At 76.2% G+C, this 10,579-nt stretch carries 7 protein-coding genes and 1 pseudogene; 1 reads left to right on the top strand and 7 read right to left on the bottom strand.

Annotation, left to right across the window (positions count from 1 at the left end):
* Positions 1 to 462 precede the first annotated feature (462 nt).
* A complete protein-coding gene (locus AB0O40_RS16895) occupies positions 463 to 1,779 on the bottom strand; it encodes an ATP-grasp domain-containing protein (protein WP_365041393.1) in 1,317 nt (438 codons plus the stop codon).
* Positions 1,780 to 1,928: 149 nt separating this feature from the next.
* Here AB0O40_RS16895 and AB0O40_RS16890 point away from each other — a divergent pair.
* A pseudogene (locus tag AB0O40_RS16890) lies at positions 1,929 to 2,897 on the top strand (glycosyl hydrolase); the annotation flags it as partial.
* A gap of 629 nt (positions 2,898 to 3,526) precedes the next feature.
* On the opposite strand, the gene AB0O40_RS16885 reads toward AB0O40_RS16890, so the two are convergent.
* The 6 genes from AB0O40_RS16885 to AB0O40_RS16860 all read right to left on the bottom strand — a co-directional run bounded on the left by AB0O40_RS16885 (position 3,527) and on the right by AB0O40_RS16860 (position 10,573).
* Positions 3,527 to 4,705 carry a GNAT family N-acetyltransferase gene (locus tag AB0O40_RS16885; protein WP_365041390.1) on the bottom strand — a complete coding sequence of 393 codons (1,179 nt, stop codon included), beginning with the start codon at positions 4,703 to 4,705 and terminating at the stop codon, positions 3,527 to 3,529.
* Positions 4,702 to 5,469, bottom strand: coding sequence for a lipopolysaccharide biosynthesis protein (locus AB0O40_RS16880; RefSeq protein ID WP_365041387.1), 768 nt, complete (start codon positions 5,467 to 5,469; stop codon positions 4,702 to 4,704). The genes AB0O40_RS16885 and AB0O40_RS16880 overlap by 4 nt, the downstream gene beginning before the upstream one ends.
* 77 nt (positions 5,470 to 5,546) lie before the next feature.
* A complete protein-coding gene (locus tag AB0O40_RS16875) occupies positions 5,547 to 6,728 on the bottom strand; it encodes a glycosyltransferase (protein ID WP_365041385.1) in 1,182 nt (393 codons plus the stop codon).
* Positions 6,725 to 7,516 carry a polysaccharide deacetylase family protein gene (locus AB0O40_RS16870; RefSeq protein ID WP_365041382.1) on the bottom strand — a complete coding sequence of 264 codons (792 nt, stop codon included), beginning with the start codon at positions 7,514 to 7,516 and terminating at the stop codon, positions 6,725 to 6,727. The genes AB0O40_RS16875 and AB0O40_RS16870 overlap by 4 nt, the downstream gene beginning before the upstream one ends.
* Positions 7,506 to 9,230 carry a lipid II flippase MurJ gene (locus AB0O40_RS16865; RefSeq protein ID WP_365041379.1) on the bottom strand — a complete coding sequence of 575 codons (1,725 nt, stop codon included), beginning with the start codon at positions 9,228 to 9,230 and terminating at the stop codon, positions 7,506 to 7,508. Before AB0O40_RS16865 ends, AB0O40_RS16870 begins: the two co-directional genes overlap by 11 nt.
* Positions 9,227 to 10,573 carry an O-antigen ligase family protein gene (locus AB0O40_RS16860; RefSeq protein WP_365041404.1) on the bottom strand — a complete coding sequence of 449 codons (1,347 nt, stop codon included), beginning with the start codon at positions 10,571 to 10,573 and terminating at the stop codon, positions 9,227 to 9,229. The genes AB0O40_RS16865 and AB0O40_RS16860 overlap by 4 nt, the downstream gene beginning before the upstream one ends.
* Between the last annotated feature and the right edge of the window lie 6 nt (positions 10,574 to 10,579).

Here is a 10,579-nt window from a genome sequence, read left to right as displayed (position 1 = left end):
GCAGTTCACACGTGTGATATACCAAACCCTCCGCCCGCGCGGGGCACACCCCAGCCCCGCCGGCGTTTGAGGCGCGGGGTCCGGGCCCGGGCCCGGCCGCTGCGCGGAGCCAGACCCCACCCCGCCCCTTCCCGAAACCGGTGGGCTCCGCCCCCGGAGCCCCCGTACCGCCGCTGCCGCGACGGTGCCCTCAAATGCCGGGCAGGCTGGGTAGGCCCTCCTACCGCCGCTGCGCGCCGGTGCGCTCAAACGCCGCGCGGCTGGGTGCGCCGGACCATCGCGGTCGCCTCAAACGCCGGCGGGGCTGGTAGGGGGACGGCGGGGCTCCGCCCCGGACCCCGCGCCTCAAACGCCGGCGAGGCTGGATATGCCGGGCGGAGCCCGGACCCGCACCGCCGCTGCGCGACGGTCGCCTCAAACGCCGGCGAGGCTGTGAGGGGACGCCCGCATAGCCGTAAGCCCTCATCTGGCTGCCGGGGTGCGGTCTGGTTCGACGGGGTCGGGGAGGGTGCCGTCCTGGCGTTGGGCGGGGGTGCGGGGGGTGGCGCGGGGGGTGCGGCGGCGTTGGGGCGGGACGCCGCGCAGGGCGCCCCGGAAGCGGCGTACGCCCTTGTCCGCGCCGCGGCCGAGGAAGGCGGCGGCCATGCCCAGGAAGGGCCGCGGGTCGTCGGCCGAGAACCACGCCGCCTCCACCGGGCCGGCGCCGCGCCGGGCCACCGCGCGCGGAGCCTTGAGGGCGGCCAGCAGGGCGTAGTTCTCGGCCACGAAGACCCGGCCGGGACCCCCGGTCCTGGCGGGTACCCGCTGCCCCGTCAGGTCCCGGTACAGGGCCTGGACGACGTCCAGCCCGGCCGCGTCGGTGAAGAGCCGGAACTGCGCCCCGGGCCGCGGGTTGAAGTCGAGCAGCCGCAGCCCGCCCCGCTCGTCGCGGCGGAAGTCGAGGTCGAGGATGCCCCGGTAGCCCAGCCGTTCGGCCAGCCGCAGCCCGGCCGCCTCCACCGCCGGGTCCGGCAGCCAGCGGCCGACCGCGGTCAGGCCGGTGCGCACCGGCCAGGACAGCTCCTTGCGGCCGGAGCCGGCCAGCAGCGGCCGGCCGTCCCCGGTGAAGCAGCCGTGGAAGAACCAGTCGGTGTCCGGGCCGCCGGGCAGGAACCGCTGGAGCAGCAGCGGGCTGCCGGCCTCCTCGTGCCGTTCGTAGAGCCGCCGGGCCGCGGCGGCGGTGCTGATCAGGGTGGTGCTGCGCAGCCCGGTGCCGCCGGGCAGCAGCCAGGGCCGGCTCCACTTCGCGACCACCGGCAGCCCCAGCCGCCAGGCGGCCTCGGCGGCCTCGGCGGCACTGGCGGGGACCACGGTCTCGGGGTGGCCGATGCCGTGCCGGGCGCAGAGCGCGGCCAGCTCGGCCTTGTCCGCGACCCGGGCCGGCAGGTCGTCCGGCTGGTCGGGGACGAGGAAGCGGCCGGCCAGCAGCGGGGCGATCCGGGAGACCGTGATCGCGCTGAGGTCGTCCATGGCGAACAGCACCGCGGGGCGCCCGATCCGTTCGGAGATCCCGGCCAGCCGGTCGAGCAGCGCGTCGGGGGTGGGTTCCCCCTCGGGGCCCCGGTGGGCCGCGCTCAGGTAGCGGGAACGGGCGACCGGACCGCCGTCGGCCTCGACCACGGCGTGCACCTCGACGCCGCACCGGCCCAGGGATCTGACGGCGCCGAGGGTGCCGTGGTGGAAGGGGTTCCGGTCGAGCCTGAGCAGAAGTGCGGGCACATCGGTGGCGAACGCGTGCATGGGAACGGTGTCTTTCACCTAGTCGGACCAAGCGGGAGGTGTTGGCAGTCGCGAATGGCCTACCAACGGGCCATCAGACAGGCCATTAGTCACATGAGATGCCTAACGTCTTTGCTAAGCGCATCGATTCAGGAAGCTCGGGAGACGCCATGTCCAATCCACGCCGCAGGCTGGCGAGCACCTGCATCGGCACGGTCACGGCCGGCCTGCTCGCCACCGGTGCCGCCATCGCCGCACCCGAGGACGACTCTGGAGGGAAGTCCGCCACCGCCGTCGGCGCCTACCTGCACTACGGGTCGCCCGGCGTCCAGCGGATCGAGCAGTTGTCCGGCTGGCTGGGCGGCACCGAACTGCGGGTCGGACACACCTATTTGCCGGGCGACGCCTGGTCGAACATCGAGGGCGCGCCGGACTTCCTGCGCAGCTGGGCGAAGTGGCGCAAGGCCAAGGACGACCGGCTCTTCGTCCTCAACGTCCCGATGCAGGAGAACAACGAGGGCCAGGTACCGGACTACGAGGTCGCCCGGCTGATCAAGGCCGGCGCCGACGGACGCTTCGACGAGCACTTCGAGAAGCTCGCCCGGCGGCTGGTCGACCTCGGCGTGCCGGACACGGTGATCGTGCTCGGCTGGGAGATGAACGGCATCACCTACACCCACCGCTGCGGCCCCGACCCGGAGAACTGGAAGGCGTACTGGAAGCGGATCGTCACGGCGATGCGCTCGGTGCCCGGGCAGGAGTTCCGCTTCGACTTCGCGCCCAACCGCGGCACCGACGCCATCGGCTGGACCCGCTGCTACCCCGGTGACGACGTGGTCGACATCGTGGGCATGGACTCCTACGACCAGGGGCCCGGGAACACCTTCGACGAGCAGGTCAGCCAGCCGTACGGGCTCCAGCAGCACGTGGACTTCGCCAAGGCGCACGGCAAGCGGATCTCGTACCCCGAGTGGGGGCTCTTCCGGCACGGGGACAACCCGGAGTACATGCGCCGGATGCTGGAGTGGATCGACGAGCAGAAACCGCTCTACCACACCATCACGGACTACTGTCCGCACGGCGTGTGGCAGTGCAACCAGAACCCGCGCTCCTCCAAGGTCTTCCGGCAGATGCTGTCGAAGAAGCCCGGCCCCAAGCCGGAGCCGAGCATCCCGCCGATCCCGACGCCCCCCGTCCCGACGCCCCCCGTCCCCACGCCGCCGATCCCGACACCACCCGTCCCGACCCCGCCGGTCATCACCCCGCCGGTGGTCACCCCGCCGGTCGTGACGCCCCCGGTGGTCACGCCCCCGGTCGTCACCCCGCCCGTGGTCACACCGCCCGTGGTCACACCGCCGGTCGTCACTCCCCCGGTCGTCGACCCGACCCCGGTCGGGCCCGAGCCCACCCCGCCGGTCGTCGAGCCCTCGCCGGAGGTCAGCCTGCCGCCGGTGCCCACCAAGCCCCCGGTCCCGACCAAGCCGCCCGCCCCGACCAAGCCCCCGGTCCCGACGAAGCCGCCGGTCACCCCGAAGCCGCCGAAGCCGAAGCCGCCCGTCAACCAGCGCGAGTGGTGCCTGCCGATGGACTTCGGCGACTGGCTCAACAGCTTCGTCGGCCAGCGGAAGGTCTGCTGGACCTGGGACTGGAACGACGGCACGGACTGGGACAAGGGCAAGGACACCGGCAAGGCCGACGACAGCTGGTGGCCCTTCTAGGGCCACCGGCCCGGCCGGACCCGGGCGCCCGGCGGGCGAGTGCGCGAGCCTCACCGCCGGGCGCCTTCCACGCGCCACTCGTTGAGCCGCGAGCGCCAGTCCCGGGCGGCCGGCAGCGCCTCGCGCAGCGCGCTCACCGCCCGCTCGCGGCCCGCCACCTGGGACTCGTACATCCGCAGCAGCGGCAGGTGCGAGGACCGGGCCAGCAGGAAGCGGCGGTTGACGACCGTGGTCGGCCGCCAGTGGTTCTTGTACGGTTCGCTGCCCCGCAGCAGGCTCAGCACGCCCCGGCCGCGCTCATGGGCGTGCCGGGCCTCGTGCCGCAGCAGCATGGTGACCACGTCCACCTTCTTCGCCCGCAGCTCCGGGTCGGCGCCGTAGAGGTAGCCGCCGCTCAGCCCGGCCGACAGCAGCGTCACGCTGGCCGCCACCACCCGGCCCTCCAGCCGGAACTCGGTCAGCCGGGCGTCCCCGCTGCGCACCATCCGCCGGGTGGCCCGGGTCAGGTGCTCGGCGAACCGGGGCCGGACGTGCTCGGGGGTGACCCCCCGGCCGCGCCACTGCGCCTCGTGGAGCCGCAGCAGGGTGCGCACGCTGTCCGGCACCTCGTGCTCGGAGACCTGGTGCTCCTCGATGCCCAGCGCGTCGATCTTGCGGGCCTTGGCCCGGGTGCGCTGGGCGCCGGCCGCGGGCATCCGCTTGACCAGGTCGTCGAAGGACAGCACGGGGAACTCGGCACAGGCCGAGTCGGACAGCTCGCCGTGCACCCCCGGCCAGTGCCGGACCAGTTCCTCGGCCGCCCCGCCCGGCCGCACCTCGCGCAGGTCCACCACCGCGCCCCGGGCGGCCCGGTGCAGCCCCCGGGCCAGCGCGGGCAGCACGGCCGCCGCGTGCGCCGCGTCCACCAGGACGTCGCAGTAGTCGGTGATGCCGCCGCCCAGCGGCACCAGCAGCGGGAACGGCCGGTGCACCAGCGTCAGCGGGGCCGCGCCGACCAGCTCCCCCGCCCGGCGCACCAGCACCACCCGCAGCCGGCCCTCCCGGCCGTACGAGAGCCACCACGAGTGCAGCCACGCGTGGCTCTGGAACGGCGTCGCGGCCGGGCAGGCGCGCACCAGCCGGCCCCACTGCTCCTCGAGCGCGGCGAACTGGCGGGGGTCGCGGCAGAGGGTCACCGACAGCTCCCGGGGCCCGGGGCCGGCCTGGGCCCCCGTGGAGCCGCCCGTCATCGCACCGGCTCCTTCTCCTTCACGGCGGCGGCCGCGGCGGCGTCGGCGGCGCCTGCGTGGGCCGGTCCCGGCACGGAGGTCACCGCGGTCAGCGGCACGGCGGCCGGCTCGGCGGCGAGCGCGGCCGGGCCGGTGCGGCGGCGGCCCCCGGGCCGGGCCAGCAGCACCAGCCCGCCGACCAGGCCGCCCGCGCAGAGCCCGACGGCGCCGCTGACCGGCGCGGACGGGGAGGCGGCCTCGGTCGGCGCCACCGCCTGGTTGAACAGCAGCAGCTGGACGCCGGTGTTCTTGGCGGCCTGGTTGCTGCTCAGCGTCAGGGCGTCGGCGACCGCGTTGGCGATGTCGGCCGCCTCCGCGGGGCTGCCGGAGGTGCCGGTGACCGCGATCATCGGCGAGTCGGGCGAGGTCTCGGTACGGACCCGGGTGCGCAGCGTCGCCGCCGGCACCCCGGCGCGCGGCTGCGCGTACGCGAGGGTGGAGCTGCTGGTGGCGATCCGGCCGTAGGCCTGGGCGAAGCCGAGGGCGGTGGCCGGCTCGGTCTTCTCGTCCGGGACGGCCACGACATAGCTGGTGGCGGCGTACTCGGGGGCCTTGAGGACCCCGTACGCGGCCCCGGCCGCCAGCCCGAGGAGGGCGGCGGCGGGCAGCGGCCACCACGCGGGCGGCGGCAGCAGGCGGCGGCGCCCTCTGTGCGGCCGGCGCTCGGCGGGGCCGTCCGGCCGGGGCGCGTTCTTGACGTTCTTGGGGGCGTGCGGCTCGGCCATCTTCGGCTGCCTTCCTCGGAGTCGGGGGTGGTGCGGGGGAAGTGCGGGGACTGCGGACGGTTCGGGGCGCGGGCGCCTCAGCGCGGCGCGGGCGGCCCCCCGGAGGGCGCCCGGGGCGCGCCGGCCGGGGCCGGGACGCGGACCGGGGACAGGGCCCGGGCGTAGACGTCGAGGAGGCGTTCCGCGCTGTGCGCGATGTCGTAGCGGCGGACCACCGGGGGCGGCGGCAGCCGGTCCGCGCCGGCCGTCCGCCGGCCGGCCAGCGCGGCGGTCAGCTCCTCGGCGCCCGGGCCGATCCGGCGGGCGCCGGGGGCCTGTTCGGCCGGCAGGTCGTCGATGGCGGGGCAGGTGACGTGCAGTACCGGCAGCCCGGCGGCCAGCGCCTCCACCACCGCCAGCCCGAAGGCCTCCTCGCGGGAGGGCGAGACGAAGACGTCCATGGCGGCCAGCAGCGCCGGGATCCCGGGGGTGCGGCCGTCCGGGCCGTCGCCGAGCGGGTCCCGCTCGCCCAGCAGGTGGATGCGCTCCTCGGCGCCCAGCTCGGCGGCGAGCCGGCGCAGCGCGGCCCGCTCGGGGCCCTCCCCGGCCAGGACCAGGTGCGCCCCGGGCAGCGCGGCGACGGACCGGACCAGGACGTCGAAGCGCTTGCCGGGCACCAGCCGGCCGACCCCGCCGACCACGAACGCGTCCGCGGGCAGCCCGGTGCGCGCCCGGGTGGCCGCGCGCACCCGCGGGTCGAAGCGGAAGCGGACCGCCTCGATGCCGTTGGGCACGACGTGGATCCGGGCCGGCGGCACCCCCCAGCCGCGCAGCCGGTCGGCGACGGTGTCGGAGACCGCCACGGTCGCCGACCCCAGCCGCTCGCTGGCCAGGTAGAGGGCGCGGACCCCGCCGCTCAGCGGCCGGCCCTCGATCTCGGCCTCGCCCAGGGAGTGTTCGGTGGCCACCGTCGCGCCGACGCCGGCCAGCCGGGCGGCCAGCCGCCCGTAGACGCAGGCCCGGTAGAGGTGGGTGTGCACCAGGTCGTAGCGGCCCTGCCGGATGAAGCGGACCAGCCGGGGCAGCGCCCGCAGGTCCCGGTTGCCGGTCATGCCGAGGTGTTCCACCCGGACGCCGTCGGCGCGCAGCCCCTCGGCCACCGGGCCCGGGTTGGTGAGCGTCAGCACCTCGCACTCCATGGGCAGGTGCCGCAGCAGCAGCCGCAGTTGCTGTTCGGCGCCGCCCACGCCCAGTCCGGTGATGATGTGCAGGGCCTTCACCCGGCGGCCCCCCGCAGGTGCGCGGCGAGGTGCCGCAGCCGCTTGACGCGCAGCCGCAGCGGGCCGTCGGCCTGGCTGACGTGGGTACGGGGCATCGCGTACGGGCCGGTGAGCCGGCCCGGGTCGATGGCCACCGCGTAGGCGTAGCCGGCCGCCCGGGCCGCCTCGGACACCTTCCGGTCGACGGTGCCGTACGGGTAGCAGAAGCCTTCGGGCGTGGTGCCGGTGAGCTCGCGGACGGCCTCCCGGCTGCCGGCTAGCTCCTGCTCGAGGACGTCGTCGGGGACCGCGGTGAGGTCCTGGTGGAGCAGGCCGTGCGAGCCGACCTCCATGCCGGCGGCGGCGACCTGCCGGATCCCGGCCGCGGTCAGCAGTGGCTTGCGGGGGCCCAGCGGGTCCCAGACGTTGTCGGTGCCCAGCCGGCCGGGCAGCACGTACACCGTGGCGGTGCACTCGTAGCGGCGCAGCAGCGGCAGGGCGTGGGCGGTGAAGTCGGCGTAGCCGTCGTCGAAGGTCAGGCCGACCAGCCCGGCGCCCCGGCCGGCCGCGCGGGCGGCCCGCAGCTCGGCCACCGAGACCCCGCGCAGGCCCTGGGCGCGCAGCCACAGCAGCTGGGCCTCCAGGGCCTGCGGGGTGACGGTGATGCCGTACGGGTCCTCGGCCGGGTCGGTGAACTCGGCGACGGAGTGGTACATGAGCACCCAGGGGGTCCTGGGGGCGCGGGCGGGCTTCGAGCGGGCGGGCGGCACGGGCCGCGCGGCGCTGGGCGTCGCCGTGTCAGCGGACATGACGGAACCTCTGGGTGATCGTGGCGGGCAGGGAGGTGTCATCGAGGGCCTGCATGGCCATGCCGGCGGCCCCGAACATGGCCGGGACGAGGAAGCAGCCGAGGGCCGCGCTGAGCAGCGGGTCGGGGATCATCGGGCCGGCCAGCCAGCCGGTCCCGCAGGCGGCCGCGGCGGCCAGGCCGAGCCGGGCCAGGCTGACGGCCACCCGGCGGACCTGGATGGCGATGACCCGGGAGCCGATGCCGTACAGGAGGAGCGCCGCGGTGGTGGTGATGCCGGCCGCGTTGGCGGCGGCGATGCCGTAGGTGCCCCACCAGCCCACGGCGAAGGCCCCCGCCACGATGTTCACCAGCAGTCCGGCCGCCATCGCGGCGGCCGGGAACCACATGGGTTTCGCGGTGGAGAAGAAGGGCCGGGACAGCGCGCCCACCAGGCAGTGGCCGAGCAGCCCGAGCGCGTAGACGCGCATCACGGAGGCGGTGGCCAGGGTGTCGGCGTGGGTGAAGGCGCCCCGCTCGAAGAGGACTTCGATGATCTGGGGGGCGTACCCGATCACCAGCGCGGTGCCCACCAGCACGGCCAGCGAGGCCAGCGCCAGGTCCTGCTCCACCCGGCGGCGGGCCTTCTCGCGCTCGCCGCCGGCCATGGCCTGGGCGACGACGGGGAAGGTGACCGTGCAGATCATCAGGGAGAGCACCATCGGCATCTGCGCCACCTTCTGGGCGTAGTTGAGGTGCGAGATGGCCCCGGGCGGCAGGGCGGCGGCGAGGAAGCGCTCGACCAGGACCTGCGACTGCCGGGAGACCGCGAAGACGATCACCGGGGCGAGGGTGCCGACGGCCAGCAGGGTGGGCCGGTCCCGGTCCCGCGCCGGCCGGGCCGCGCGGGGCACCCGGGGGACCCGGCCGCGGGAGCCCAGTCCCACGTGCCGCAGGAAGGCGGGGAGTTGGACCAGGGCCATCAGCACGCCGCCGACCGCCACCCCGGCCGCCGCCGCCCGGACGCCCCACGCCGCGTGCAGGGCGAGCATCGTGGCGATGATGCCGGTGTTGTACGCGACGTAGATCGCGGCCGGGGGCAGGAAGGAGCGGTGGGCGCGCAGCGCGGCGCTGAAGTAGCCGGCGACGCCGAAGGTGAGGACGGTCAGCGCGGTCAGCCGGGTGCACTGGACGGCCTCCTCCGGGTCGGGCAGACCCGGCGCGAGCACCCCGACCACCAGGGGGGCGGCGATCACCAGCAGCGTGGCGACCACCGCCAGCACCACGAGCAGCCGCGGCAGGGTGGCCCCGACCAGCAGCCGCACCGGGTCCTGGGCGCGGGCCTCGCGGCGGGTCAGCCCGGCCCGGGAGGCGGCCCGGCGGGCCAGGGCATGGCTGAAGGCGGGCACCATGAGGAGCGCCATGGCGTCCTCGATGAGCAGGGTGGAGGCCATCTCCGGGACGGTCCAGGCGATCAGGAAGGCGTCGCTGTCGTGCCCGGCGCCGAAGAGGTGCGCGATGGTCTGGTCGCGGACCAGCCCGAAGACGGCCCCCGCCACGGTCAGCCCCGCCGTCACGGCCGCCGCCTTGGCGAGGAACTTCCCCAGCCGCGGCGCCCCTTCGCCGTCCTCCCCCGTGCCCGCCGGCCCGGTGCCTCCGGCCCCGGCCGCGTTCGCGGCGGCGGGGCCCGGGGGCCGAGCCCCCGGCAACGGCGCCGCGGGCGTCGTCTCCGTCACGCGACCGCCGCACCTTCGCGGGCCTCGCGCGGGACCGGGCCGGGGCCCGCCACGGGAGCGGGGGCCGGGGCCACCGGCCCGAGGGCCCACCACGCGGCCATCCCGATGATCACACCCGTCAGGACCGTGGACGGCCCGCCGATGTCCGCGTACAGGAAGTCCGTCAGCTGCCACACCAACAGCCCCACCGCCACCAGCCCGCAGTCCCGCATCCCGCGGGCCTCCGGGTCCGGCCGCAGCGCCCGGCGGATCCCGGCGACCAGCAGCGCCGCCCAGCCGCCGGCCAGCGCGAGCAGCCCGGTCAGCCCCTGCTCGCTGAGGACCAGCAGGTACATGTTGTGCGGGGAGAGCAGCGGCTGGCGCAGGAAGGCCTGGCCGGCGCCCGCGGTGTCGCTGCCCGAGGAGAGGCCCAGCGAGGAGTGGCCGTCGCGGTTGGCCGGGAAGCCCTTGAGGCCCACCCCGGCGGCCGGGTGCTCCCGCCACATCGACTCGGCCGCGGCCCACATCGTGTACCGGTCCGTCACGGACTGGTCGGGGGCCGAGCTGACCTGGGTGATGCTGGCCAGGCGTTCGGTGACCATCTCGGAGCCGACCCCGAAGCCGCCCACCAGCACCACCCCGGCGGCCACCAGCGCGGCCAGCGTGCGCACCGCCCGGCGCACCCCGGACAGCAGCATGACCAGCAGCGAGGCCCCGGCGGTGGCGATCCAGGCGCCCCGGCTGAAGGACAGCACCAGCGGCACCACCAGCGCCGCCGCGCCGGCCGTGGCCAGGGTCCGGGTGCGCGGGCCGGGCCCGGTCGGGGCCAGCGCCAGGGCCGCCGCGATGACCAGCCCGTACGCGACGACGGTGGCCATGCCCATCACGTCGCCGGGCCCGAAGGTGCCGACCGCCCGGACGTCCGCGCCCTGGTACGAGGCACCCGTGTGGGTGGCGTACTGGACCACGCCGACGGCGCCCTGCACCAGGGCGAGCACCACGAAGCAGCCGGCCGCCAGCCGGAACTCCCGCGCGTCGCGCACCAGGAGCACCACCGCGGCGGGCACCAGCAGGAAGACCTGGAGGTAGCGCACGAAGCCGGGCAGCGCCGCGTACGGGTCCCCGGCGGTGACGGTGGACACCGCCAGCCCGACCGCGGGCAGGCCCAGCACCAGCGCCCCGAGCGGCGACAGCGGGCGGACCCGGCCGCGCAGCGCCTGCACCGCGCAGGCGAACACCAGCAGCAGCGAGGCCGCGTCGGCCGGGGTGACCTTGCCGGAGGCGGTGGCGTCACCGGCCGGCACCGGGACCAGGAGCAGCAGGACGGTCGCGGCCAGCGGCAGCAGCGGCCAGTGCCGGCGCAGCAGCGC

This window comes from Streptomyces sp. NPDC089919 (assembly GCF_040684615.1).
Taxonomy (GTDB): Bacteria; Actinomycetota; Actinomycetes; order Streptomycetales; family Streptomycetaceae; genus Streptomyces.
This window is presented reverse-complemented; position numbering and strand designations above follow the sequence as displayed.

Coding starts and splice junctions, on each gene's coding strand:
- AB0O40_RS16880 (WP_365041387.1), bottom strand. CDS start 5,469: ATGGCCGAGCCGCACGCCCCCAAGAACGTCAAGAACGCGCCCCGGCCG.
- AB0O40_RS16885 (WP_365041390.1), bottom strand. CDS start 4,705: ATGACGGGCGGCTCCACGGGGGCCCAGGCCGGCCCCGGGCCCCGGGAG.
- AB0O40_RS16895 (WP_365041393.1), bottom strand. CDS start 1,779: ATGCACGCGTTCGCCACCGATGTGCCCGCACTTCTGCTCAGGCTCGAC.
- AB0O40_RS16870 (WP_365041382.1), bottom strand. CDS start 7,516: ATGTCCGCTGACACGGCGACGCCCAGCGCCGCGCGGCCCGTGCCGCCC.